This is a genomic window from uncultured Lutibacter sp., from assembly GCF_947493565.1.
In the GTDB taxonomy this organism is placed as follows: Bacteria; Bacteroidota; Bacteroidia; order Flavobacteriales; family Flavobacteriaceae; genus Lutibacter; species Lutibacter aestuarii.
This window is the reverse complement of the sequence record NZ_CANLRG010000009.1, coordinates 68,633-95,474: the sequence shown is the minus strand read 5'-3', so window position 1 is coordinate 95,474 and position 26,842 is coordinate 68,633. Positions and strand designations below refer to the sequence as shown.

Here is a 26,842-nt window from a genome sequence, read left to right as displayed (position 1 = left end):
GCTTTCAAATTTGTTTAACAAATATACTATTTTTATTAACTTTATATACTTCTTTAAAAAAATTGTAAAATGAAAAAAATACTTGGACTAGATCTTGGAACTACTTCTATTGGTTGGGCATTAGTTAATGAAGCTGAATATAAAAATGAAAAATCTGAAATTATAAAATTAGGTGTTAGAGTAAATCCCTTAACAACTGATGAACAAACAGATTTTGAAAAGGGAAGACCATTATCTATAAATGCAGATAGAACTTTAAAAAGAGGAGCAAGAAGAAATCTGCAACGCTTTAAACTTCGTAGAAAAAACTTAATTGAAATTCTTGAAAAGCATCAAATTATTACAAATAAAACAGCTTTAACTGAAATTGGTAAAAATACTACACACCAAACGTTAAGTTTAAGAGCTAAAGCTGCGGTTGAAAAAATTGAATTAGAAGATTTTGCAAAAGTATTGTTAGCAATAAATAAAAAGCGAGGTTACAAAAGCAGTAGAAAATCAATTAATGAAGATGAAGGAATAGCTGTAGACGGAATGGCGGTTGCTAAAAAATTATATGAAGACAATATAACTCCAGGACAATATGTTTATCAATTATTAATTGAAGGTAAAAAATATATTCCAGATTTTTACCGTTCAGATTTACAAAATGAGTTTGATAAAGTTTGGACTTTTCAAAAGCAATTCTATCCAGATGTATTAGATGATGAATTGTATAAAGCATTGCAAGGTCAAGGTCAGCAAAATTCTAGAAAACGTTTTTTAGCAATTAAAGGGATTTATACTGCTGAAAATAAAGGGAAAAGAGATGTAATAAAACTGCAACATTATAAATGGAGAGCAAATTCAATTTCAAAACAACTATCAATAGAAGAAGTTGCTTATGCAATAGTTGAAATAAACAATAATCTTAATAATTCTAGTGGTTATTTAGGAGCAATTAGTGATAGAAGTAAAAAACTCTATTTTAAAAAAATTACAGTTGGACAATATCTATACAATCAAATACAAAAAAATAGACATACATCACTTAAGAACCAAGTATTTTATCGTCAGGATTATTTAGATGAGTTTGAGCAGATTTGGGAAACACAAGCAAGATATTATCCTGTTTTAACTAAAGAATTAAAAGAAGAAATTAGAGATGTTATTATTTTCTATCAACGTAAACTAAAATCTCAAAAACACCTAATTTCAAATTGTCAGTTTGAAAAATATCACAAGGCAATTCCAAAATCTTCACCATTATTTCAAGAGTTTAAAATCTGGCATAACTTAAATCATTTAGAGTTTAAAAATAAATCTAAAGGAATAAAACTTTTATTCATTGAATTAGACGATGAGGTAAGAGAAAGAGTGTTTAACGAGTGTAATATTCCGATAAAACTGAAACTATCTAAAAAAGATTTAGAAGAAGATAAGTTCATTAAACCGGATTTTGTATTAAAGTTAATTTCTGAATATATTGAAATTGGAAATGTAAAAGAATGGAAATGTAATTTTGAAAAAATTGAAGGTAACCGAACCAATCAGGCATTATATGCTATTTACCAAGAAATCGCTGAGAATGAAGGCTATGGCTTTGACTGGTCTAAAAAATCAGCTTTAGAAATAAAAGAAGAATTAAAAGCTGTTTTTAAAGAAATTGGTATAAAACCAGAAATTTTAGATTTTGACTCCAATAAAGAAGCTTCTGAATTTGATAAACAGTACAGCTATCAATTGTGGCATTTATTATACTCTGCTGAAGATGACCATAAAATAAGTGAAGAAGATAAATTGATTTATGGAAATTCCAATGTAGCTTTAAAAAAGAAACTACATACCAAATATGGTTTTAAACCAGACTATGCCAAATGGTTGGCAAATATAAAATTGCAACAAGATTACGGAAGTTTATCATCTAGAGCGATACGAAAAATATTACCGTATTTACAAAATGGAAATGAATTTTCTGAGGCTTGTACAATGGCAGGTTACAATCACTCAAACAGCTTAACCAAAGAAGAATTAGATAAACGTGTTTTAAAAGACACTCTAGATTTATTGCCTAAAAATAGTTTACGCAACCCTGTAGTTGAAAAGATTTTAAATCAAATGGTTAACTTAATTAACCAAGTTATTAAAATTTATGGAAAACCAGATGAAGTAAGAATTGAATTAGCTCGTGAGCTAAAAAAATCAGCTTCAGAGCGACAAGGTGCTACTAGGTTTATTAATGATAATACAAGAGCCAATGAAGAAATAAGAAAAATCATTAAAAAAGATTTTGGTTTTGACGCCACCAAATCAGATGTGGTTAGATATAAATTATATAAAGAATTAGCTCCATTAGGGCATAAAACAATTTTTACAAATAGAAAAATTGACTATTACACTGACTTATTTTCAAAGAAAGTAGAAATAGAACACATTATACCAAAAGCAGTTTTGTATGACGATTCTTTTTCCAATAAAACACTTGCATTTAGTGAAATAAATAAGCAAAAGGATAAACGAACAGCATTTGATTTTATTGATAGCGCTTTTAATAGTGATTTAGAAAATTATAAAAGCAGAATTGAATTACTTTATAATAAAGGAAAAGGAATAATTAGCAAAGGGAAGTACAAAAAGCTATTAATGAGTCAGCAAAATTTATCAGATGGATTTATTGAAAGAGATAAAGTGAATACACAATATATTTCGAAAAAGGCTAATGAATTGCTATCAGAGGTGGTTAGAAAGGTAACTCCAATTCCTTCAGGTAAAATAACAAGTAAATTAAGGGAAGAATGGGGTTTAATCAATGTAATGAAAGAACTAAACTTTCCAAAATATAAAGCGTTAGGATTGACTGAGATACAACAGCGTTTAGATATTGGACAAGAGAAGAAAAAAGAAATAGAAATTATAAAAGATTGGACAAAACGTAACGACCATCGCCATCACGCAATAGATGCTTTAACAGTAGCTTTTACATCTCATAATCATATTCAATATTTAAATAATTTAAGTACTAGAAAAGACACAAATTACAAAAAACATTCCAATATTATTGGCATTGAAAATTTGATTACTCATAAAATTGATACTAATAAACGAAAATTTATCCCTCCAATAGAAAATTTTCGCTCCGAAGCTAAACAACAAATTGAATCTATTATAGTATCATTTAAAACTAAAAACAAAGTTGTTACTAAAAATATAAATAAAACTAATAAGGGAGGAGGTTTTAACAAGCAGAAGACAAAGACACCAAGAGGTAGAATGCACGAAGACACTTATTGTGGAATGATAAAAGTAAAAAGTGATAAAAAACTTAAACTTAAAACATCGATTGAGTTAGAACAAATAGAATATATTTTTAATCCAACTTTAAAAGAATTAATTAAAAAACATTTATTGAAATTTGAAAACAACCCTAAAATAGCTTTTAGTTCTAAAATATTAAAAACTGATAATATAATTTATAAAGGTAATGTGATTGATGAAGTAGAAATATTTGAAGATATAATGGTTGTAAGAAAGCCTATTACATCAGATTTAAACATCAGTAAAGTTATTGATAAGGGAATTCAAAAGGTTTTATCGAAAAGACTTCAAGATTTTAACAATAATAAAAAGAAAGCTTTTTCAGATATAGAAAACAATCCAATTTGGTTGAATAAAGAAAAAGGTATTTCAATAAAAACAGTAAGGATTAAATTTCAATTTCAAAATATAAAAGAAAACGCTTTACATTATAAGAAAAATCATTTGGGAGAGTTTATTTATAATGAATCAAGGAATAAAATTCCAAAAGATTATGTGAATTTAGGGAACAATCATCACGTATCCATTTACAGAGATGAAAAAGGAAAATTACAAGAAAAAGTAGTATCTTTTTATGAAGCTGTAAAAAGAAAAAGTTATGATTTACCTGTAGTTTTTAAAGATTCAAATGAAATATTTGATTATATAATTGAGAAAGACATAAAAGATGAAGTAGTGTTGAATAGTTTACCTGATAAAACTTGGAAATTCTTATTTACTATGAAACAAAATGAATTTTTTGTATTTCCAACAGAAGACTTTAATCCTAATGAAATGGATTTAATGGATGAAAGAAATGCTAAAAAGATCAGTAACCATTTGTTTAGAGTTCAAATTTTATCTTCTAAATACTATCTTTTTTCACATCATTTAGAAACTCAAGCTACAACAGGAGAAGATTTGAAAAACTTAAAAATGTTATCTGGTAAGAAATATCAATTCATAAGAACTCCTGAGAATTTAAAAAATATTGTAAAAATAAGAACTAATCATTTAGGGCAAATTGTTCAAGTTGGTGAATATTAAAATGTAATTAAAATGATAAAAAGAACCCTATTTTTTAGCAATCCTACTTATTTAAGTACTAAAAGTAATCAGCTTGTTATAAGCTATCCCGAAGAAGAAAAAGAGTCTAAAACAGTTCCAATAGAAGATATTGGGATATTGGTATTAGAAAATCAACAAATTACCATAACTAACGGATTGATAGCAAAATTAATTCAAAATAAGACAGCAATTGTAAGTTGCGATGCTTTTCACTTGCCCATTAGTTTATTACAACCATTAGTGGGGCATAGCGAACAAGCTGAACGTTTTAGACATCAGTTAAATACAAGTATTCCATTAAAAAAGAATTTATGGCAACAAACCATTAGTGCAAAAATTGTTAATCAAGCCTTACATCTAGATTTAATTAATGTGCCTACTCGAAAAATGTACAAATGGGCAACTGAAGTTAAAAGTGGTGATACTGAAAACCACGAAAGTAGGGCAGCTGTGTATTATTGGAGCCAGTTGTTTGATATTCCAAACTTTACGCGTTATCAACACGGAGATCCTCCAAACAATTTATTAAATTATGGTTATGCCATTTTACGGGGAATTACAGCTCGAGCGTTGATAAGTTCAGGTATGTTGCCAAGTGTAGGTATTTTTCATCATAATAAATACAATGCTTATTGTTTGGCAGATGATATTATGGAACCTTATCGAATTTTTGTAGATATATTAGTAAAAGAAATTGTTGAGGAAGAACATAGCATTGAAGAATTAACAACTGAATTAAAAATGAAACTGTTACAAATTCCAGCACTAGACGTAATTATTGATGGTAAAAAAAGTCCGTTAATGATAGCTTTAAGTAGAACTACTAATAGTTTATACGAATGTTTTTCGGGTAAAAACAGGAAAATTCTATATCCAACATTAGAGTAGTACTACAGCTTTAAATGTTTTTATTAATCATAAATATATTTAAAACTCATTTCTAAGATGGAACATTTTACAAGATTAAATCAATATCGTGTTATGTGGGTACTTGTATTTTTTGATTTACCAACCGAAACAAAAAAAGAACGAAGAGCTGCTTCAAAATTTAGAAAACAACTGTTAGATGACGGTTTTACTATGTTTCAATTTTCAATTTATATGCGTCATTGTCCAAGTAAAGAAAATGCAGAAGTGCATACAAAAAGAGTTAAAGTACATTTACCAAAATTAGGTAAAGTAGGAATTTTACAAATTACCGACAAACAATTTGGCATGATGGAATTATTTTTTGCTCAAAAAGCGACTGAAATAGAACAACCCGTACAACAATTAGAACTTTTTTAAATTAAAAAACATAACCGAAAACAACCTAAAGTTATTATTTAGCTATGTTTTTTAATTTCTACACCTTTACTTAACTTTCTATTTAACAGCTTTTTAACTTCAATTATCCTGCGAATGCTAAGTAAAAATACAAATCTGAAAGCAATTCACAACCCGATTGAGCCAACTACTTGAGTTATTAATCCTGCGAATGCTAAGTAAAAATACAAATCTGAAAGCAATTCACAACAATAGTGATGGAGTAATAGAACCAGGGTTACCTGCGAATGCTAAGTAAAAATACAAATCTGAAAGCAATTCACAACCGAGTGAGGTGCAACCTCGCAAGTAGCCATCCTGCGAATGCTAAGTAAAAATACAAATCTGAAAGCAATTCACAACTTTCAGTAACACCTCTTTAGGTGAAATCGTCCTGCGAATGCTAAGTAAAAATACAAATCTGAAAGCAATTCACAACTACGCTATTATAGGATAACTTTGAAACCCACCTGCGAATGCTAAGTAAAAATACAAATCTGAAAGCAATTCACAACTGATAGGCATATTTGCAATAATTACTTTTTCCTGCGAATGCTAAGTAAAAATACAAATCTGAAAGCAATTCACAACTATATTTAGCTTTACGAACTTCACGACTTACCTGCGAATGCTAAGTAAAAATACAAATCTGAAAGCAATTCACAACTTGGTGGTTCGGCTCAATCTACGATTAAAACCTGCGAATGCTAAGTAAAAATACAAATCTGAAAGCAATTCACAACGCTTTTTGGGTTTTATTTTTATTGGATAATCCTGCGAATGCTAAGTAAAAATACAAATCTGAAAGCAATTCACAACGTTTTCAATATGAAGATAAATATCTTCAGACCTGCGAATGCTAAGTAAAAATACAAATCTGAAAGCAATTCACAACAGTTTACAACCGATGCTACAGGAGATATGGCCTGCGAATGCTAAGTAAAAATACAAATCTGAAAGCAATTCACAACAGCTTTTTGCTCTATTTCTTTTAGTTCTTCCTGCGAATGCTAAGTAAAAATACAAATCTGAAAGCAATTCACAACCTATTGAATCCGTATTTGCCATCCTTTACTCCTGCGAATGCTAAGTAAAAATACAAATCTGAAAGCAATTCACAACTAATAGATAATACAAAATTAAAAACAGAATCCTGCGAATGCTAAGTAAAAATACAAATCTGAAAGCAATTCACAACGGGTTATACTATCTTTAAATGTTGTACATCCTGCGAATGCTAAGTAAAAATACAAATCTGAAAGCAATTCACAACTAATTTTCAATACACCAATAAAATTTTCCACCTGCGAATGCTAAGTAAAAATACAAATCTGAAAGCAATTCACAACACATTACAAGGTCCTTTATCAAAAGAATACCCTGCGAATGCTAAGTAAAAATACAAATCTGAAAGCAATTCACAACTGGAATCATAAATTTCAGGAAGTAAACAAACCTGCGAATGCTAAGTAAAAATACAAATCTGAAAGCAATTCACAACGGTTAACACATAACCACGCACATCATTATTCCTGCGAATGCTAAGTAAAAATACAAATCTGAAAGCAATTCACAACCTGGGAAAGCAACAATGTTTTCTTCATCCTCCTGCGAATGCTAAGTAAAAATACAAATCTGAAAGCAATTCACAACATATAACTCTGTATGCTCTTGATCTGTTAACCTGCGAATGCTAAGTAAAAATACAAATCTGAAAGCAATTCACAACAGTAGACGGTAGATTAATTGGAACTATAACCTGCGAATGCTAAGTAAAAATACAAATCTGAAAGCAATTCACAACTAAGTTATGGAACAACCGATTATTTATATACCTGCGAATGCTAAGTAAAAATACAAATCTGAAAGCAATTCACAACTAAATTTATTTTAAGCTTTTAAGAATTAGTGAGGTTTAGAAGACTTAAACTGAGCAATGAGGACTAAACTGTCTTTAAAGAACGTTATTCTAAAAAGTTAACCACTCATTATTTGCTATAATACATTATATTATCAGAATACCTCCTTAAAACTAAAAAACCTTGAAAATCAAACGATTAACAAGGTTTTTAGTACAGAAGGCGGGACTTGAACCCGCACGGACATTACTGTCCACTGGATTTTAAGTCCAGCGTGTCTACCAATTCCACCACTTCTGCATTGGTATTTTATATATTGTAGAGCGAAAGACGGGATTTGAACCCGCGACCCTCACCTTGGCAAGGTGATGCTCTACCCCTGAGCTACTTTCGCAGTCATTTTTTTAAGAACTTGGCATTTATTATCTCAAATGCGAGTGCAAATTTAAAACAATTATAATAACTGCAAAGACTTTTTTAAAATTTATTTTAATTATTTTTTTAATCTCCTTATTTTAAGGTTGTAAATCTCTAATAATAAAATATCTTTGCACAGATTTTAAACCTTTTTAATGCAAGCTTCATCTAATTCTACTCATAAAAACATGAATTTTACTCTAATTTATAGAGATTTTAAGCAACTTACCAAGGTTGGTTTATCTTTGAGTGTCGTATTTTCATCACTTGCAGGATATTTATTGGCCACAGAAGAAATTAAAGCTTTAACACTTATTTTATTGGCTATTGGAGGTTATTTAATGGTAGGTGCTTCAAATGCTTTCAATCAAATTATTGAAAAAGATACCGATGCTTTAATGAAAAGAACAATGAATAGACCTTTACCAGCTGGAAGAATGCATGTTTCAATGGCAATGGTAATTGCAGTCTCATTCACCATTTTAGGATTAGCTATCCTATATAGTATCAATCCAAAAAGCGCACTATTTGGAGCTATTTCAATCTTTCTTTATACAAGTGTTTATACCCCTTTAAAACCAATAACACCTTTGGCTGTTTTTGTTGGAGCAATTCCTGGTGCAATACCTTTTATGTTAGGATGGGTTGCAGCAACTAATACTTTTTCAATAGAACCAGGCATGTTATTTTTAATTCAATTTTTTTGGCAATTTCCTCATTTTTGGGCCATTGCTTGGTTGCAATTTGACGAGTATAAAAAAGCAGGGTTTAATTTAATGCCAATGGGTAAAAAAAATAAAAAAGCTGTAATACAAATAATTATTTATACTAGTTGTTTAATTATAGTTTCTATTATTCCGGTTTTAAAAATCACTGGAACTTTTTATATTTACCCAATTACAGCTATTATTTTAGTTGCCTTAGGAAGTATTATGTTATATTATGCAATTAAATTATACAAACACCAAACCAATAAAGAAGCACGACAATTAATGTTATCAAGTGTTTTGTATATTACATTAATTCAAGTAATCTACGTAGTTGATAAATTTTTACACTAAAATAAATCATATTGAAATGAAAGAAACTTTAAAACAAGAATACAAACAAGCTAAAAGAAAGTCTGCTAAACCAATGCTATGGGTTTCAATGATTAGTATGGTTATGATGTTTGCTGGGCTTACCAGCGCATATGTAGTCAGTAGAAAAAGAAGCGATTGGGTTTCATTTGATTTACCAAATGCATTTTATACTAGCACCATTTTAATTGTTTTAAGTAGCATCACATTTATTTTAGCAAAAAATTTTATTAAAAAAAACAATTATAAACTTACTTCAACTTTTTTAATAACCACCCTTTTATTAGGAATTGGATTTATATTTTTTCAATTTCAAGGTTTTAATGAATTGTTTGATGCAGGTTTTGTTTTTGCAGGAGAACAGAGTACCGTTAAATCTTCATTTATTTATGGAATTACTCTGGCTCATTTAGCACATATTGCTGCTGGAATTGTTGTACTTTTAGTGGTTATTTTTAATCATTTCAATAAAAAATATTCATCAAAAGATTCTCTTGGGTTAGAGTTAGGTGCTATCTTTTGGCACTTTGTTGATATACTATGGATTTACTTGTTTTTATTTTTCTATTTTATTAGATAAAAAAAATAATGTACTTTTGGCGAAACTATAACTAAAAAATCAAAACAAAACTTTTATGGAAGCAACTATTGCTACTAAAGCTAATGGAAAAACTTGGGATGGTGGTAACAACAAACCACTTGGTGCAAGTTATGGAAAAATGATGATGTGGTTTTTCATTTTATCTGATGCACTCACATTTTCAGGATTTTTAGGCGCATATGGTTTAATGCGTTTTAAATTTATTGAATCTTGGCCTATTGCCGACGAGGTATTTACTCACTTTCCTTTTTTACATGGTTTTCATGCACCAATGTACTATGTAGCTTTAATGACTTTTATCTTGATATTTTCATCTGTAACTATGGTGCTAGCTGTTGATGCTGGACACCAAATGAATAAGAAAAAAGTTACTTTTTATATGTTTTTAACCATTATTGGTGGTTTAATATTCTTAGGTTCACAAGCTTGGGAATGGAAAAATTTTATCAATGGTTCTTATGGAGCAGTTCAATTAAATGATGGAAAAATCATACAATTTGTAGATGCTTCTGGGCATCAAATAGAATTAAAAAGTTTTGCAACTTCCGCACACTCTGAAAGAATACAACATACAAAAGATAAAGGACTTTGGTTTGAAAAAGAAGCTACTTTACCAACCTTTACAGTTGCTGAAGTTATTGAAGGTTTTAAAGCAAATCCAGATATTACAATAAGAACTGAAAAAATAAACGCAGACACTAAAACCAAAACTATTATTCCTCGTGCAGAAGCTATGGCATATTTAAATGAAGCAAATGCAGTAATTGAAGGAGCTAATTTAAAAGTAAATGAATATGGTAAAACATTGTTTGCCGATTTCTTTTTCTTCATCACTGGTTTTCACGGTTTTCACGTTTTATCAGGTGTAATTATTAACATAATTATCTTTTTTAATGTAATTATTGGAACTTATGAACGCAGAGGGCATTATGAAATGGTTGAAAAAGTAGGATTGTATTGGCACTTTGTAGATTTAGTTTGGGTATTTGTATTTACATTCTTCTACTTAGTTTAATTCATTAAAAAAACAACAAAATGGAACACGCACAAGAACATACATCTCACACTAAATTAATTTGGAAAGTATTTGGGATACTTTCATTAGTAACAATTGTTGAAGTTGTTTTAGGAATTATAAAACCTGACTCACTTCATTTAACAAAAATTTTAGGAACAAGTCCATTAAATATCATTTTCTTAATATTAACATTGGTAAAAGCATACTACATTACTTGGTTTTTTATGCATATGGCCGATGAAAAAAAGAGTTTAAGACGTGCAGTTGTGTGGACAGCAGTTTTTCTAATTATTTATTTAGCTACTTTATTATTAATTGAAGGAAGTTATATAAATGATGTATTAGGTCCACTAACAAAATGGAACTACTAAACAATAAAATATTAAATAAAGAAGGTGGTTAATTAAGCCACCTTTTTTTATTTTTGTAAAAAACATCATGAAAAAATTTTGGATACTTTTTAGCTTATTCATTCTTCCATTAGTATTTTATATTTTCCTTTCAAAAGGGATTTATAAGTACTCAAATTTACCAATTTTAACAGAAAATGTTCTTGATGTTCAAGAATTTTCTTCAACTAATACCACCTTTAAAGAACATCTTACAGTAGTTTGTTTTTTGGGAAACGATTTAAATACAGCAAAAGGAAGTATGTTTAATTTAAATCAAACAATTTATAAACGATATTATCAAAAACCTTATTTTCAAATTGTAGCAATACTTCCTAAAGGAACTGAAAATAATTATAAAAGTGCTATAGAAGAACTTTCTGCCTTTACAGATATAAGCAAATGGAATTTCATTTACACGAATGAAAATAACATAACTTCAACCTTTAAAAGTTTAAATACCCCATATAGTTTAAACGAAAATTTATATTCTGAAAATGCTTTTATAGTAGATATGGAAAATAGATTGCGTGGTAGAAAAGACGATGAAGATACCGCAGATGGTAAATTATATGGCTATAATATGAAGTCGGTATCAACGTTAAAAAATAAAATGAAAGATGATATTGATATTATTTATTATCAATTAAAAAAATCTGCCGAAAAAGAAAGTAGAAGAAAAAGAAAAATTTAAAGTCATGAAAAAATATTCATATATCGGAATTGCCTTTATTATTTTAATTTTTGGAATCTATGCCGTTCCTAAAATTGTAAATAAATTTAAAACTCCCAAACTTGTTAAAATTGGTCAAGTTCCTACTTTTGAATTCACAAATCAAGAAGGACAACTTATTTCAAATTCATTTTATGATGAAAAAGTATATGTAGTGGAATTTTTCTTTACTACTTGTCCAACTATCTGTCCAAAAATGAATGAAAATATGGTAAAAATTCAAAAAGAGTATTACGGCAACCCCAATTTTGGAATTGCTTCTTTTAGTATCAATCCAAAACATGACACTCCAGAAATTTTAAAAGCTTATGCTAAATCTCATGGAGCAACTTTAAAAACTTGGAATTTTTTAACGGGTGATCAAGATAAAATTTATGAATTAGCAAATAGTGGTTTTACATTATACGCAGGTGAAAATAGTGAAGCCGAAGGTGGTTTTGAACATTCAGGAATGTTTGCTTTAATAGACAAAGAAGGAAATATACGTTCTCGTATGGATGAACTTGGAAACCCAATTGCGTTTTACGATGGTTTAGACCCAAAAGGTGTACAAATGATTAAAGAAGATATTGCAATTTTACTTAAAGAATAATGAACAAAGAAATTAAAAAATATAATAAGTGGATTGTGACATTATCCATAGCTATTCCCCTTGTAGTCGCTATCTTGTTTCGTGTAAAAATAGATGCAACTTTACCTATCTTTTTACCTCCAATTTATGCAACATTAAATGCTTTTACAGCTATGATTTTAATTATTGCTTTTTGGGCAATTAAGAATAAAAAAGTAGTGTTACATGAAAAACTTATGAAAACTGCTATATTGTTTTCTGTTCTTTTTCTAGTAATGTATGTAGCTTATCATATGACCTCAGAATCAACAAAGTTTGAGGGTGAAGGTGCTTTAAAAATCTTTTATTTTATCATTTTAATATCTCACATTGTATTATCTATAGCTGTAATACCGTTTGTATTGATAACTTATGTACGTGCAATTACAAATAATATTGAATTACATAAAAAAATTGCTCGTATAACATTTCCTCTTTGGCTGTATGTTGCAATTACTGGAGTACTTGTTTATCTTATGATTTCACCTTACTATTAAAATGAAAAAAATACTACTTACCATATTACTTTTTTTTACAATCCAAATAATGAGTCCGCAATGCGCAATGTGTAAGGCTGTAGTTGAAAGTGGTAATGCTTCAGAAGCCGAAGGTTTGAATTCTGGCATTCTATATTTAATGGTATTTCCTTATCTTTTAGTTGGGGTCTTATTATACTTCATTATTAAAAATAAAAGAAAAAATAAAATTTAACATTTCTATAAGAGGCTAAAAGTGTAACAAATAATAATTTTAGTCGTCATATAACAAAAATCGACTTTCCCGAAGGAAATTTCTGTTATTATATTTTTTACAATATAAAAGTTCTTGAATTCGGTATTGACCATAAAATTTTAAAAAACTCAACTTAAATGAGATCAAAAATTGTTACTATTTTAGCACTCGTATTTTTTATTACAGTACAAGCTCAAGATAAAAAATGGACACTACAAGAATGTGTTAATTATGCATTAGAAAACAACATTTCAATTAAACAACAAGAACTAAACAAAGAACTGATTGAAGAAGATATTATTACTGCTGAAGGGAATTTTTACCCTTCTTTAAATGCCTCTGCTTCACAAAACTTCAACTTTGGATCCTATATAGACAATTATGGAGGTCGTGTTTCTCGTGACAGTAGGTCCAACAGCTTTAGCCTTGGAACTGGTGTAACACTGTACAATGGACAAAGAAATAAAAACACACTGTTGAGAGCTCAAAAAAACTTAGAGGCTGCTGGTTTTGATTTAGAAGAAAACAAAAACAACATTATGTTATTTGTTGTAAACTCTTACTTAAACGTACTATTAAATAAAGAAAGTCTTAAAATAGCTGAAGAACAAGTTTCTATAAGTGAAAGTCAAGTTGAAAAAGTAAAAAATTTAGTGGAAGCTGGTTCCCAACCAAAAGCAAATTTATTTGAAGCCCAAGCTACATTAGCTACCAACACACAACAATTGGTTACCGCACAAAATAATTTAGATCTTTCATTATTAAGTTTAGCTCAACTACTTCAAATATCTCATAAAGGTTTTGATGTTGAAGATGTAGTATTAAATATCAATGCAGCTTCTTTAATTTATAATGATACAGATGTAATTTATAATACTGCACTTGGTAATTTACCTGAAATTAAAAGTGCTGAAATTGCTGTTGAAAATTCTGAAGTTGCTATAGATATTGCTAAAGGAGCGTTTTTACCTTCACTATCATTTAGTGCAGGTTTAGGAACTTCATACCAACACAATCAAGGACAAAAAGATGTAAGAGCTATTTTAGATGAAAATAACAATGTTGTATATGTACCTAATGGCTTTGGTAAACAACTTGAAGATAACTTAGGTTATAATTTTGGATTTTCATTAAACATTCCAATATTTAATAGATTTCAAACAAAATCCAATGTTGCAAGAGCTCAAATAAACAAAGAAAGGTTTGAACTTGCTTTACTTGACAAACAAGTAAAATTAAGAGAAACTATTGAAAAAGCATATGCTGATGCTAAAGCTTCACTTAATCAGTTTGTAGCAGCTGAACAATCTTTAAAAGCACAAGAAGAATCTTTTAAAAATGCACAGGTTAGTTACAATTCAGGTGTAATGACATCTTTTGATTTTGATCAAGTTAGAAATAGGTTAGTAAACTCACAATCATCGCTTATAAATGCAAAATATAATTTTGTGTTTAGAACAAAATTATTAGAATACTATTTAGGTATTCCAATAGTTATAGATTAATATTTTTTACGGAATAATTAATAGTTAAAACATCTAAAGTTTCTCTTTAGATGTTTTCTTTTTATAATCATCAATTTAAGTATCTTTGTTCTTTTAAACAAGACTACTAGTGACTTACATTTTAAATATTGAAACCGCCACAAAAAACTGTTCAGTTAGCATTGCAAAAGACGGTAAAAATGTTATTTTAAAAGAACTCAATGATGGAGCTTATTCTCATGCAGAAAAATTACATGTACTGATTGAAGAAGCGCTTAATGAAGCTCAAATTTCATTTTCAGACTTAAAAGCTATTGCGGTAAGCAAAGGTCCTGGCTCATATACAGGACTAAGGATTGGTGTTTCTGCAGCTAAAGGATTGTGTTTTGCATTAAATATTCCATTAATTTCAGTTGATACGCTTTTATCACTAGCAAATTCAATTTCAATTACTGAAGGTATAAAAGTTCCTTTGTTAGATGCTAGAAGAATGGAAGTTTATAGTGCCATTTACAGTTCAGAAAATGAAAAACTAAGAGCTATTGAGGCGCAAATTATTACTGCTGAATCATTTTATTCCTATTTGAAAGAAAATAAAGTTTATTTTTTAGGAGATGGCGCTGAAAAGTGTAAAAATTTAATTATACATGAAAATGCAAAATTTATGGTTGACCTATTTCCTTCGGCTAATGAAATGAGTTTTTTATCATATGAAAAGTACAAAAAAAGCGACTTTGAAAATGTCGCTTATTTTGAGCCTTTTTATTTAAAAGATTTTGTAGTTACTAAATCTAAAAAAAATGGTTAATTTAACGTATTGTAATACTTAAATAACTGTATTAAATCTTCTTTATCTTTAAAACTAAGCCTATTCTTTTTAGCATAATTTTGAATATCATTAGACTTTTCAGAAAATAACTTTAACACATCTTGTTTCTTTCTAGGTAATTCAGTAGTAGTTCCATTTTTATAACCAATGTAAAATTTGTCATTTACCCTTTTTAATGTTGGTGGTTTATATTTATCATAACCTGTTTTAGGCTTTACAGCTTCAAAAAATTTAATTTTTTCTTTATTTAATAAATCTATTTTATTCCCTTGAAATAAAACAACAAAATATCCAATCGAATTATCATTGTTTTCAGTATCAAAAAATAATTTATATTTTTTGTTAGTAGCCAAAAATACTACTTCTTGATTTAAAACTTTATTAAAATTATAGAACTTTCCTTCTTTTTCAAATTCCATTTCATCTTCATATGCATTATATCTCATAGGGTAGGCTGTTTCAATACCCTTTATTTTAGCTGGGAAAAAATCATCATTAACATATGGACTACCCACTAATTCCTTAGACCTTAAATCTAAAGAAGTTACACTGACACTATGGTTTAAAATTTGTTCAGATTCAGATTACCCATAACTAAACAAACATGTTAAAAAAACATGGTAAAAAACATAATTTAATTAATCTTGTATTCATTTTTAATCTTTTTAAGTTATTAATATAGCTGTCAAAAATTATTCCAATAATAATCTTCATTTTTTTATTTCTACTTGATGTGGATAAGGAATTTCTATACCGGCTTTATCTAAGGCTAATTTACCTTCTTCTAAAACGCTATGATATACCTTCCAATAATTTTCAGAAGTTGCCCAAGGTCTTACTGCAAAGTTAACTGAACTATCCGCCAATTCAGATACATTTATCGTTGGAGCAGGATCTTTTAAAACATTTGGGTTATTTAATAAAACTTGCATTAATACTTCTTTAGTTTGTTTAATATCTTCATCATAACCCACTCCAAAAGTTAAATCTACTCTAAGTTGGCCTTCTTCTGTATAATTAATAATATTACCATTTGATAAGGCTCCATTTGGAAGAATAATCAATCTATTTTGTGGTGAATTTAGTTTTGTGACAAAAATTTGAATTTCTTTAACAACCCCTATTTGACCTTGTGCTTCTATCACATCACCCACTTTAAATGGTTTAAAAATCATAATTAAGGCTCCTCCTGCAAAATTTGCTAAAGATCCTTGTAAAGCCAATCCAACAGCTAAACCTGCCGCACCTAAAATTGCTATAAATGAAGTTGTTTCAACTCCTACTTGAGAAATCGCAGTTATAAAAACTAAAATTTTAAGAGCCCAACTCAATAAATCTCCTAAAAATTTTTGAAGAGTTTCATCTACACCTCTTTTTTCCATTAATTTTTTTGTGATTTTAACCACTTTTTTGGCTAACCACAAACCAATAATTAAAATTAAAAGCGCAGAAACTACATTCATTGCATTTTTATCTATTATATCAATTATTTTGTCTAAGTATTTTTGGTAATCCATAAGTTTGTTTTTATTGTTAATTTTCTATTTATTTACTAAAAGTGGTATACTTCAAAGGTAATAAGCACATATCGATTAAAAAAATTATAAGTTAATTTCTAAAACTCAATTTTTAATTTGGTGATTGCTTTTTGTGCATTAATTTCTGGCAGCTTACAAGTTCCATTTTCACAAACAAAAATATACGTTTCTTGATTTGTATATCTTCCTTTTAATAATGGAAGATTGCTATCTTTTATACTTCCAGCTAAAATTTTATTGGGTATATACTTTTTATGAATCTTAGATAATTTTTCAAATGCACTTTTTCCAGAAATAACAATTTCATAAAATTCGCCAACAAAATTACTCATTAATAGTAACCAGTTTGAGTATCCAGAGCCATACTTAAAAGTTTTATCTTTTACATTATGAAGCATTTGCTGACTAACTTTTAAATAATACGAATTTGAATAATAATGACTTAATTTAAACAAATTAATAGCCATAATTGAGTTTGAAGCAGGAATTACATTGTCTTCAATTTCCATTTTTCGCGTTATTAAACTATCATCTATAGTTGAAGTAAAATAAAACATTGACTTTTTTAAATCAAAAAAATGATCAAAAGTATAATCCGTTAATTGTTTGGCTGTGGTTAACCAAACTTCATTAAATGTTACTTCATATAAAGAAATATAAGCGTCAATTACGGCGGCATAATCTTCTAAATATCCATTTATACTACTAATTCCATTTTTATAATTATGATTTAAATTTCCAGTTTCCTGTATTTGTTTGGTATAAATAAATGCTGCATTTTTGTTAGCAATATCTAAAAAGTGAGGTTCATTAAAAACTTTATAAGCATCTATAAAACCTTTTAGCATTAATGCGTTCCATGAAGTTAGTGATTTATCATCTAACCTAGGTTTTGCTCTTTTATTTCGTTCGGTTAAAAGTATATTTTGCCACTTTTTTACTTTATTTTTTAATTCTTCTATTGAAATTGAGTTGTTGTTTGCGATTATACTATCTTCGTTTTTTCGAATTAAAACATACGTATCGTTTTCCCAATATCCATAATAATTAACATTATAATATTTTGAAAATAACTCATAATCTGATTTTAGTAGTTTTTGTAATTCATCTTTAGTCCATACATAATAAGCGCCTTCCTCTAACCTCCCTTCAGAATTTAAACTATCAGCATCTAAAGATGAATAAAAAGCGCCTTCATTATTCATCAGTTCTCGTTCAACAAATTGTAATGTTTGATAAACGATGTTTTTGTACAATGGGTTTTTGGTAGCTTGAAAAGCTTCTGAATACAAACTCACTAACTGTCCGTTATCATATAACATTTTTTCAAAATGAGGAACATGCCATTTTTTATCTACCGAATACCTTGAAAACCCACCTCCTACTTGGTCATAAATACCACCATAAGCCATTTTGGTTAAAGAAGTGTTTACATATGTTAATATGTTTTTATCTTTTGCCTGAGTTGCATAACGAAGCAAAAATTGGTAATTATTAGGCATTGGAAACTTAGGAGCTCCTCTTCTACCTCCTAAATTTTCATCCATATATTGTTTCCAATTTGTAACAGCTATTTTTAAGTTTTCAAAAGAAAAATTAATAGCTTCTTTATTTTGAACAATTAAATCAGAATTTTTAATTCCTTCGGTCAATTTTTCAGCATACTCTAATACTTCTTCAGTTTTATCAGTATACATTTTATTTAATTGTTCTAGAGCATTTATCCAACTCTCTTTAGGAAAATAAGTTCCTCCCCAAATTGGTCTTCCATCAGGTAAAGCAATGCAGTTAAGTGGCCAGCCTCCTTTCCCTGTCATTAATTGGACTGCATTCATATAAACTTGATCAATATCTGGACGCTCCTCTCTATCCACTTTAATATTGATGAAATATTGATTCATCACCGCTGCAACCTCTTCGTTTTCAAAACTTTCATGTTCCATTACATGACACCAATGGCAAGATGAATATCCTATAGAAATGATGAGCAGCTTATTTTCTTTTTTAGCCAACTCAAGCGTTTCTTTATTCCAAGCTTTCCAATTTACTGGATTATGTGCATGTTGAAATAAATAGGGGCTTGTTTCATGAATTAAACTATTGGTGTATTTTGACATTTTTGTTGTTGTTTTATAATTGCATCCTATTAATAAGGCAACAATAATAGTTGTTAATTTGAAAATAAAAAAGCGCATTAAAGCGCCTTTATTTAATTTATAAAATACGTTGTTATTTAACCTCAAAAGTAATTTTCACATTTACTCTAAATTCAACAACCTCATCATTATCAACAACAACACTTTGAGATTGTACAAATGCAGATTTAATATGTTTTACACTTTTTGAAGCTTGAGAAACTGCTTTTCTAGTAGCATCCTCCCAACTTCTATCAGAACTTGCCATTACTTCAATAACTTTCATAACTGCCATAATAATATATTTTTTGTTAATAGAACTTAAATATACAATTTTCTTGCCTAAACATTGATATTTCTAATTTAAAACAACATTCTAAATTTTAATTTTGCAGCTCTTAAATGAGTCTTCATAATGAAAAAGTTAATTTTGTTTTTAACCCTATTTATAATTGTAACCAAAACCTATTCTCAAATTGAAATTTTAAAAGGTAAAAGAAACTCAAGGTTATTTATTAGCTCCAAGTTTAAATTATAAAATTTCTAAAGCTATCGTATTTAAGTTTTGGGTATTTATATTTTAACTATTTCCCAAATGGTGTTTCTCAGGTATTTCTTCATAAAAATGAGCACAGATTTTGGCAATTAATTACTTTAAATTCATATTTAAATAGTGTACTATATTGTACATTAAGTACACCTTTACCTTTTGATTTGACTAAACATTAAAATCCATAAAAAAACCCGAGTAAAATTACCCGGGTTTAATTACAATTAATATAATTTTTAATTCAATGCTGTTTTAATTCTACTTATGGCTTCACGAAGTTGTTCTTCAGAAGCTGCATATGACATTCTAATACAATTTGGTGCTCCAAACGCTTCACCGGTTACTGTGGCAACATTCGCTTCTTCTAAAAGAAACATTGAAAAATCAGAAGCAGTTTCTATTTTATGACCTTTGATTTCTTTTCCAAAAAAAGCGGCAACATTTGGAAAAACATAAAAAGCTCCTTCAGGAACATTTACATCAAATCCATCAATTTCTTTTAATAAATTTACAACAATATCTCTACGGTTTTTAAATTCATCAACCATATATTTTATTTTAGAAACAGGAGCTTCTACGGCTGCAATAGTTGCTCTTTGCGCAATACTATTGGCTCCTGACGTAATTTGACCTTGCATTTTGGTACAAGCCTTAGCAATCCATTCTGGAGCTCCAATGTAACCAATACGCCAGCCAGTCATTGCAAAAGCTTTGGCTACACCATTAACGGTAATAGTTCTATTATACATACTTTCAATAGAAGCAAAGCTAAATACAGGCTCTCCATAATTAATATGCTCATAAATTTCATCTGAAAGTATGTAAATATTTGGGTACTTTTCTAACACTTTTGCCAACGCTCTATATTCTTCTTCACTATAAACCGTTCCGCTAGGATTGTTAGGTGAGTTAAAGAAAATCATTTTAGTTTTAGGCGTTATGGCCGCTTCTAATTGTTCTGGAGTAATTTTAAAATCGGTTTCAATTGTAGAAGGAATTTCTTTATAAGTAGCCTCTGCCAAAATTGAAATTGCGGAATAGCTAACCCAATAAGGTGCTGGCAATAAAACTTCATCACCAGGATTCAATAAAACCATTGCAACATTAGCAATGGATTGTTTGGCTCCAGTTGAAACCACAATTTGACTTGGTTTATACTCCAAGTTGTTATCTCGTTTAAATTTAGCACAAATTGCTTGTTTTAAATCCAAATACCCATCCACAGGACTATAAGAACTATAATTATCGTGTATAGCCTGTACTGCTGCTTCTTTAATAAAATCTGGAGTATTAAAGTCTGGTTCCCCTAAACTTAAACTAATGATATTTTTTCCTTGCTCTTTTAATTCTCTTGCTTTAGCAGCCATGGCTAAAGTTGCAGAAACTGGTAAACTGTTAATTCTGTTTGATAGTTGGTCTTTCATAGACATAAAATTTATGCGTAAGCAGGTTGTTTTCCTAAAGATTTAAGTTGATTAAAATGTTCTATTATTGCTTTCCTCATAGTTTTATACTCGTTATAAGGTAAGTTAAATTCTTTCGCTGTTTCTTTCACAATTTTAGCGATTTTTCCATAATGAATATGTGAAATATGAGGAAAAATATGATGCTCCACTTGATGATTTAAACCTCCTGTGTACCAAGAAATTATTTTATTTGTTGGTGCAAAGTTAGCAGTAGTATATAATTGGTGAATCGCCCAAGTATGTTCTAAGTTTCCTTCTTTATCTGGTAAAGGCATTGTTGTTTTTGGAACAACATGTGCTAATTGAAAAATAACACTTAAAATCATGCCAGCTGTATAATGCATTACAAAAAACCCTATTAAAACTTTCCACCAAGCAATATCTAAAACTGTTAATGGTAACACAATCCAAAGTAAGTAATAAACTATTTTAGTAATAATTAAAACAGTCCATTCTTTTGCTGGATTTGGAAACTCTCCATAAGAAAGTTTTCTTTTTAAATAATTATGCATTTGCTTAAAATCGGTTGTAATGGCCCAATTAATGGTTAATAAACCATATAAAAATATGGAATAATACTTTTGGAATTTGTGTATTTTAAACCATTTTGCATGCTTTGAAAAACGAATAATTCTACCTGCATCAATATCTTCATCATGTCCTTGAATATTTGTAAACGTATGGTGTAATACATTATGTTGAACTTTCCAGTTGTATACATTTCCTGCTAAAATGTAGATACTACTTCCCATTATTTTGTTTACCCATTTTTTACTTGAAAATGACTCGTGATTGCTATCATGCATTACATTCATCCCAACACCAGCCATTCCTATACCTATAACAACTGTTAACAATAACAATAACCATTGTGGCATTGAAACTGTTAAAATTAATACTAACGGAATTAAAAATACTCCAAACATAATAATAGCTTTTGAATATAATTTCCAATTACCAGTACGTTTAATTTCGTTTTCTTTAAAATAGGTATTTACTCTTTTATTTAGCGTTCTAAAAAATTTTGCTTTATCTATTCTTGAAAAGCTTATTGTTTTGTTACTCATTATCTTATTTTATATATCTACATCTACGAATTGTCAAAATTAAGCCATTTAAACTTCGCAATTGCTATTTTATGAAAAAAATAACATTTTCACAAAAGATGTTATTTTAATTTTAGAAATAGTAATTTTGCCACTACATATTAATAATAATGGAAACAATACTAAAATATTTTCCTGATTTAACAGAAACTCAACTCCAACAATTTTCAAAATTAGGTGGTTTATATAAGAAATGGAATGCTCAAATCAATGTCATTTCAAGAAAAGATATTGATGAATTATATACTCGACATGTACTTCACTCCTTAGCCATTGCAAAAGTACAGCCTTTTCAACCTAATAGTTCTGTGTTAGATATTGGAACAGGTGGCGGCTTCCCAGGAATTCCATTGGCTATTTTATTTCCTGAAACTAATTTTTATTTGGTAGATTCTATTGGTAAAAAAATAAAAGTTGTTCAAGAAGTTACTACTGCTTTAGGATTAAAAAATGTAAAAGCGGCACATATGAGAGCTGAAAAAGTAAAAGGAGAGTTTGATTTTATTGTTAGCAGAGCGGTTACTAAAATGGATGATTTTGTTAAATGGACCAAAGGTAAAATTGCAAAAAAACAACAACATCAGCTAAAAAATGGGATATTGTATTTAAAAGGAGGTGATTTAACTGAAGAGTTAAGCAGTTTCCCTAAAGCTACATTATTTAATTTAACCGATTTTTTTGATAACGATTTTTTTGAGACCAAAAAAGTTGTGCATATTCCTCTTAAGAAAAAATAATTATGACATATGTTAGTTTTTAAGTAAATAATAAAAGGTAAGTTTGTCCTATAATATTTAATTAGAATTATGAGTCATAATAAAGAATGTTTAGTTTGCAAAACATCATCATCAGAAATACCTGTAACAAAATTTTATTATCAAGAAAGCGAATTTTTTATTTGCCCTCAACATATTCCTATTCTAATTCATAACCCTCAACAATTAGTAGGATTATTACCTGGAGCGGATAAATTAAAAGGTGGATAATAATCAGGTTCGTTTTAAACTTTGTAACAAAAAAAGCTCGCTAAACAATTAGCGAGCTTTTTTTAAATATATTGTCTTTTATCCTAAAAATGGATATCTATAATCTGTTGGCGGTACAAAAGTTTCCTTAATTGTACGGTTACTTACCCAACGCAATAAATTCCACACTGAACCTGCTTTATCATTTGTTCCTGACCCACGAGCACCTCCAAAAGGCTGTTGTCCTACAACGGCTCCCGTTGGTTTGTCATTTATGTAAAAGTTTCCTGCTGCATTTTCTAATTTATTAGTTGCGGTTTCAATTACATAACGATCTCCACTAAAAATAGCTCCTGTTAAAGCATATTCACTTGTATTATCCACAACATCTAAAATTTCTTCCCACTGTTCATCTTCATAAACATAAATAGTTATTATTGGACCAAATAATTCAGTACACATAGTTTTATAATTTGGATTGGTAGTAACAATTACTGTAGGCTCAATAAAATACCCAACAGAATCATCATAACCACCACCTATAATTATCTCAGCATCAGCATCTTTCTTTGCTTGATCTAAATAACCTGCCAATTTATCAAATGCTTTTCTATCGATGACTGAATTGATAAAATTTGAAGTATCTTCAGGTGAGCCTATTTTAAAAGATTTTACATCTTTTTCTACTGAAGTTTTAATTTCGTTCCATAAACTTTTTGGTAAATATGCACGTGAAGCTGCTGAACATTTTTGACCTTGATATTCAAAAGCTCCTCTTGAAATTGCAGTTGCAACTTCTTGTGCATTTGCACTTGGGTGTGCCCAAATAAAGTCTTTTCCTCCAGTTTCTCCAACAATTCTTGGATACGTTTTATAGGTGTCCATATTTTTACCTATGGTTTCCCAAAAACTATTAAAAACTGGTGTAGATCCCGTAAAGTGAACTCCAGAAAAATCTGGGCTATTCAACAACGTGTCTGTTATCATACTTGAACTACCAGTAACCATGTTTATTACACCATCAGGTAAACCAGCTGCTTTAAACAATTCCATAATAACTTGCGCTGAGTATACTTGTGTACTCGCAGGTTTCCAAATTACCACATTTCCCATCATAGCAGGTGCTGCTGGTAGGTTTCCTGCAATTGCAGTAAAATTAAATGGTGTAATTGCATAAACAAAACCTTCTAATGGGCGGTACTCCATTCTATTCCAAATACCAGGAGCCGATTGTGGTTGGTTACTATAAATTTCAGTCATAAACTCTACGTTAAAACGTAAAAAGTCAATCAATTCACAGGCTGAATCTATTTCGGCTTGGAAAGCATTTTTTGACTGAGCAATCATAGTTGCTGCATTCATTTTATAACGAAAAGGTCCTGATAACAATTCTGCGGCTTTTAAAAAAATTGCTGCTCTATGCTCCCAGCTTGTTGCTGCCCATTGTTTACGAGCTTCTGCCGCTTTTGTAATTGCTAATTCTATATGTTCTTTTTCGGCTGTATGATATTTTCCAACACAGTGTTTATGGTCATGCGGTGGATGAATATCTACAGTATTTCCTGTTCGGTATTCTTTTCCTCCAATATAAAAAGGAATATCAACTTGCTCACCATACATTTTTTTGTAGGTATCTAATAATAACTTACGTTCTGGTGTTCCAGGAGCATAAGAATTAATGGGCTCGTTAACTGCTTTTGGTACATTGTAAAATCCTGAAGCCATGGTATTAATTTTTAAGGTTTTTTAGTTTAAATTTGTTGGCAAAGTTACAAAATCGAAATGACTTATTTTTGTTCAAACTAATACTCAATACTCATATTTTAATAGCATGTGTACCGTTACTTTTTTACCTTTATCAAATACAGATTTCATTTTAACTTCAAACAGAGATGAACAAAAACAACGCGAAACACTTCCTCCTAAAACTTATATTGATGATGGAGTTGAGTTATTTTTTCCAAAAGATAAATTAGCTGGAGGCACTTGGATTGGAACAAGTTCTAAAAAAAGATTGGTTTGTGTTTTAAATGGTGCATTTATAAAACATAAAAGAAATACTCCTTATAAAAAAAGTCGAGGAGTTATTGCAAAAGAGCTATTAAAAACAACTCATTTATTAAATTCAATTGAGCAATTAGATTTAACTAAAATTGAGCCTTTTACCATGGTAATTGTAGATTGGAATCATCAATTAAGTTTATATGAACTCATTTGGGATAATCATAAAAAACACTTTTCTAAATTGGAAAATGAAGCTAAAATATGGTCATCATCTACACTTTATACTGAAGAAATTAAAGAAACTCGAAAACAATGGTTTCAAAACTGGCTTAAAAACAACGAGTTTTCAACTGAAAATATCTTAAAATTCCATCATTCAGAAATTGGTGAAAAAGAACAATCTATTTTAATGAAAAGAAAAAATGTTGAAACTGTGAGCATTACATCTATTCAAAAAATAAACAATACTATAAGTATGTTTTATGAAGATATTGTAAACACAAAAACGTATCAAATTAAATTACCCCAAAATAAAAGATAATACTGCAACAATTGTAAAACCAACTATAGCTAAAAACATATAATAGCTATTTAATAATATAAATTTTATGATGGTTTTTATTCTTCCTTGTTCATAAAAATAACGCAAGGCTTTATATAAATATATTAAAAATATAACGATTAAAACCCAAGCTACATTTTGCATTTTTACAAAAAAGTTAAGAAAATAAAAAATTGTAAAAAGTAAAAAGAAAACTGTTTGTGTATGGAAAACAAAAACCAAATGTTCCATATAAGTATATTTTCTTCTAATATAAAGCAGCTTTAAAAACAAGGTAAAAACAGGTAAAAATATAAATAGAGAAATGGATATATAAGAGGTCAATGTTTTTAAAAACGTTTTTCCTTTATCTTCTTTTACTTTGTCTAAATTTTTATGAGAGTTTATAGTTTGCTGATAACAAAACCTATTCCAAAAAGTTTCTTCATATTCCAAAGTATCAAGCGCTTGTTTTATGGTATAGGTAGGATGTTCTTTATGAAAATGTTGAAAATCGTTTATTTTATGAAAAAAACTAATTTTTTTAATGGTATCTATTTTACTTTTATAAACATACTTTTCGTCTTTCTTTTTTGATTTATCTTTTAAAACACTAAACACTTTATTTAATTCTTCAAGCTCTCCTTTATTTAGAGAATCTTTTGAAGTATTTGCAATTTGTTCTGTTGTTGTTTTTAAAATGGAATCAAGTTGCTCTGCACTATTTTCAGACAATGAATCTAATTTACTACTAACTTCAACTAAATTGCCTAAAGGTTTTACTTCATCTAACCTATTACTAATTCCAAGGATTAGAAAAAATACAATTGATACATTTAAATATAATTGAAAAGGGTTTACAAAACGCTGTCTTTTGCCTTCTATATAATCTTTAGATACCTTACCTGGTTTAGTTAATAAAGGAATAAAAGTTCTCCAAAACCTAGAATCATACGAAAAAAATCCAGAAAATAAATTGTTTAAAAAAACACTAAAACTTAATGCTTTTGTAGAGTTTTTTTGTCCACAATATGAACAAAAATTCTCATTTCCAGTTAAAGGTTGCCCACAATTTAAACACTCTAATCCTTTTATTTGATTAGGCTTTCTTTTAAACTTTACTAATTTATATTTCATAAA

24 protein-coding genes, 2 tRNA genes and 1 CRISPR repeat array are annotated in these 26,842 nt (G+C 28.9%); of the genes, 16 read left to right on the top strand and 10 right to left on the bottom strand.

Annotated elements, in window-relative coordinates:
- Nucleotides 1-69 precede the first annotated feature (69 nt).
- Genes cas9 through cas2 form a run of 3 tightly spaced genes read left to right on the top strand, consistent with a single transcriptional unit; the run spans nucleotide 70 to nucleotide 5,628 of the window.
- Nucleotides 70-4,320 (top strand): type II CRISPR RNA-guided endonuclease Cas9, encoded by a 4,251-nt coding sequence (cas9, locus tag Q0714_RS12195; RefSeq protein ID WP_298265435.1) that lies wholly within the window; start codon nucleotides 70-72, stop codon nucleotides 4,318-4,320.
- A 12-nt stretch (nucleotides 4,321-4,332) separates the two neighbouring features.
- Entirely contained in the window at nucleotides 4,333-5,229 is an 897-nt protein-coding gene (gene cas1, locus Q0714_RS12190; RefSeq protein WP_298265433.1) for a type II CRISPR-associated endonuclease Cas1, read from the top strand.
- 57 nt (nucleotides 5,230-5,286) lie between these two features.
- A complete protein-coding gene (cas2, locus tag Q0714_RS12185) occupies nucleotides 5,287-5,628 on the top strand; it encodes a CRISPR-associated endonuclease Cas2 (protein ID WP_298265431.1) in 342 nt (113 codons plus the stop codon).
- Between the two features lie 107 nt (nucleotides 5,629-5,735).
- Nucleotides 5,736-7,526: a CRISPR direct-repeat array (repeat unit 46 nt; unit sequence CCTGCGAATGCTAAGTAAAAATACAAATCTGAAAGCAATTCACAAC).
- Between the two features lie 193 nt (nucleotides 7,527-7,719).
- Here cas2 and Q0714_RS12180 read toward each other — a convergent pair.
- Together Q0714_RS12180 and Q0714_RS12175 are read right to left on the bottom strand one after the other, a co-directional pair.
- Nucleotides 7,720-7,805 (bottom strand) — tRNA-Leu (locus tag Q0714_RS12180).
- 22 nt (nucleotides 7,806-7,827) lie between these two features.
- Nucleotides 7,828-7,899 (bottom strand) — tRNA-Gly (locus tag Q0714_RS12175).
- Nucleotides 7,900-8,077: 178 nt separating this feature from the next.
- On the opposite strand from Q0714_RS12175, the gene cyoE reads away from it, so the two are divergent.
- The 10 genes from cyoE to tsaB all read left to right on the top strand — a co-directional run bounded on the left by cyoE (nucleotide 8,078) and on the right by tsaB (nucleotide 15,376).
- Nucleotides 8,078-8,983 carry a heme o synthase gene (cyoE, locus tag Q0714_RS12170; protein ID WP_298265429.1) on the top strand — a complete coding sequence of 302 codons (906 nt, stop codon included), beginning with the start codon at nucleotides 8,078-8,080 and terminating at the stop codon, nucleotides 8,981-8,983.
- Nucleotides 8,984-8,999: 16 nt separating this feature from the next.
- Nucleotides 9,000-9,581 carry a cytochrome c oxidase subunit 3 gene (locus Q0714_RS12165; protein WP_298265427.1) on the top strand — a complete coding sequence of 194 codons (582 nt, stop codon included), beginning with the start codon at nucleotides 9,000-9,002 and terminating at the stop codon, nucleotides 9,579-9,581.
- A gap of 55 nt (nucleotides 9,582-9,636) precedes the next feature.
- Nucleotides 9,637-10,617, top strand: coding sequence for a cytochrome c oxidase subunit 3 (locus Q0714_RS12160; RefSeq protein ID WP_298265425.1), 981 nt, complete (start codon nucleotides 9,637-9,639; stop codon nucleotides 10,615-10,617).
- A 20-nt stretch (nucleotides 10,618-10,637) separates the two neighbouring features.
- On the top strand, nucleotides 10,638-10,991 hold the full coding sequence (locus tag Q0714_RS12155; protein ID WP_298265423.1) for a cytochrome C oxidase subunit IV family protein: 354 nt from the start codon (nucleotides 10,638-10,640) through the stop codon (nucleotides 10,989-10,991).
- Nucleotides 10,992-11,058: 67 nt separating this feature from the next.
- Nucleotides 11,059-11,703, top strand: a complete 645-nt coding sequence (locus Q0714_RS12150) for a hypothetical protein (protein ID WP_298265421.1) — start codon at nucleotides 11,059-11,061, stop codon at nucleotides 11,701-11,703.
- 4 nt (nucleotides 11,704-11,707) lie between these two features.
- The gene (locus tag Q0714_RS12145) at nucleotides 11,708-12,334 is read left to right on the top strand and encodes an SCO family protein (RefSeq protein WP_298265420.1); all 627 of its coding nucleotides are present in this window, start codon (nucleotides 11,708-11,710) and stop codon (nucleotides 12,332-12,334) included.
- A complete protein-coding gene (locus Q0714_RS12140) occupies nucleotides 12,334-12,849 on the top strand; it encodes a DUF420 domain-containing protein (protein WP_298265419.1) in 516 nt (171 codons plus the stop codon). The genes Q0714_RS12145 and Q0714_RS12140 overlap by 1 nt, the downstream gene beginning before the upstream one ends.
- Before the next feature lies 1 nt (nucleotide 12,850).
- Complete coding sequence (locus Q0714_RS12135; RefSeq protein ID WP_298265418.1) at nucleotides 12,851-13,063, top strand: hypothetical protein; 213 nt, start codon at nucleotides 12,851-12,853, stop codon at nucleotides 13,061-13,063.
- Nucleotides 13,064-13,221: 158 nt separating this feature from the next.
- Complete coding sequence (locus tag Q0714_RS12130) at nucleotides 13,222-14,589, top strand: TolC family protein (protein ID WP_298265417.1); 1,368 nt, start codon at nucleotides 13,222-13,224, stop codon at nucleotides 14,587-14,589.
- Between the two features lie 109 nt (nucleotides 14,590-14,698).
- Complete coding sequence (gene tsaB, locus Q0714_RS12125) at nucleotides 14,699-15,376, top strand: tRNA (adenosine(37)-N6)-threonylcarbamoyltransferase complex dimerization subunit type 1 TsaB (protein WP_298265416.1); 678 nt, start codon at nucleotides 14,699-14,701, stop codon at nucleotides 15,374-15,376.
- Here tsaB and Q0714_RS12120 read toward each other — a convergent pair.
- The 6 genes from Q0714_RS12120 to Q0714_RS12095 form a co-directional block, all read right to left on the bottom strand.
- Nucleotides 15,373-15,912 carry a hypothetical protein gene (locus Q0714_RS12120; RefSeq protein WP_298265414.1) on the bottom strand — a complete coding sequence of 180 codons (540 nt, stop codon included), beginning with the start codon at nucleotides 15,910-15,912 and terminating at the stop codon, nucleotides 15,373-15,375. The two genes, tsaB and Q0714_RS12120, sit on opposite strands and share 4 nt — an antisense overlap.
- Before the next feature lie 195 nt (nucleotides 15,913-16,107).
- On the bottom strand, nucleotides 16,108-16,914 hold the full coding sequence (locus Q0714_RS12115; RefSeq protein WP_298265412.1) for a mechanosensitive ion channel domain-containing protein: 807 nt from the start codon (nucleotides 16,912-16,914) through the stop codon (nucleotides 16,108-16,110).
- 98 nt (nucleotides 16,915-17,012) lie between these two features.
- Nucleotides 17,013-19,052: a thioredoxin domain-containing protein gene (locus Q0714_RS12110; RefSeq protein WP_298265410.1), complete on the bottom strand. Its 2,040-nt coding sequence runs from the start codon at nucleotides 19,050-19,052 to the stop codon at nucleotides 17,013-17,015.
- 112 nt (nucleotides 19,053-19,164) lie between these two features.
- Nucleotides 19,165-19,365: a dodecin family protein gene (locus Q0714_RS12105; RefSeq protein ID WP_298265409.1), complete on the bottom strand. Its 201-nt coding sequence runs from the start codon at nucleotides 19,363-19,365 to the stop codon at nucleotides 19,165-19,167.
- Between the two features lie 491 nt (nucleotides 19,366-19,856).
- Complete coding sequence (locus Q0714_RS12100) at nucleotides 19,857-21,044, bottom strand: pyridoxal phosphate-dependent aminotransferase (RefSeq protein WP_298265407.1); 1,188 nt, start codon at nucleotides 21,042-21,044, stop codon at nucleotides 19,857-19,859.
- A gap of 11 nt (nucleotides 21,045-21,055) precedes the next feature.
- Entirely contained in the window at nucleotides 21,056-22,153 is a 1,098-nt protein-coding gene (locus Q0714_RS12095; RefSeq protein ID WP_298265406.1) for an acyl-CoA desaturase, read from the bottom strand.
- A gap of 149 nt (nucleotides 22,154-22,302) precedes the next feature.
- On the opposite strand from Q0714_RS12095, the gene rsmG reads away from it, so the two are divergent.
- Complete coding sequence (gene rsmG, locus Q0714_RS12090; RefSeq protein ID WP_298265404.1) at nucleotides 22,303-22,929, top strand: 16S rRNA (guanine(527)-N(7))-methyltransferase RsmG; 627 nt, start codon at nucleotides 22,303-22,305, stop codon at nucleotides 22,927-22,929.
- 69 nt (nucleotides 22,930-22,998) lie between these two features.
- The gene (locus Q0714_RS12085; protein ID WP_298265402.1) at nucleotides 22,999-23,178 is read left to right on the top strand and encodes a hypothetical protein; all 180 of its coding nucleotides are present in this window, start codon (nucleotides 22,999-23,001) and stop codon (nucleotides 23,176-23,178) included.
- Between the two features lie 78 nt (nucleotides 23,179-23,256).
- On the opposite strand, the gene pruA is transcribed toward Q0714_RS12085, so the two are convergent.
- Nucleotides 23,257-24,882: an L-glutamate gamma-semialdehyde dehydrogenase gene (gene pruA, locus Q0714_RS12080; protein ID WP_298265400.1), complete on the bottom strand. Its 1,626-nt coding sequence runs from the start codon at nucleotides 24,880-24,882 to the stop codon at nucleotides 23,257-23,259.
- A 106-nt stretch (nucleotides 24,883-24,988) separates the two neighbouring features.
- Here pruA and Q0714_RS12075 point away from each other — a divergent pair, with 106 nt between their 5' ends.
- On the top strand, nucleotides 24,989-25,702 hold the full coding sequence (locus Q0714_RS12075; RefSeq protein ID WP_298265399.1) for an NRDE family protein: 714 nt from the start codon (nucleotides 24,989-24,991) through the stop codon (nucleotides 25,700-25,702).
- On the opposite strand, the gene Q0714_RS12070 is transcribed toward Q0714_RS12075, so the two are convergent.
- The gene (locus tag Q0714_RS12070; protein WP_298265397.1) at nucleotides 25,682-26,839 is read right to left on the bottom strand and encodes a DUF3667 domain-containing protein; all 1,158 of its coding nucleotides are present in this window, start codon (nucleotides 26,837-26,839) and stop codon (nucleotides 25,682-25,684) included. The genes Q0714_RS12075 and Q0714_RS12070 overlap by 21 nt on opposite strands.
- Nucleotides 26,840-26,842 lie beyond the last annotated feature (3 nt).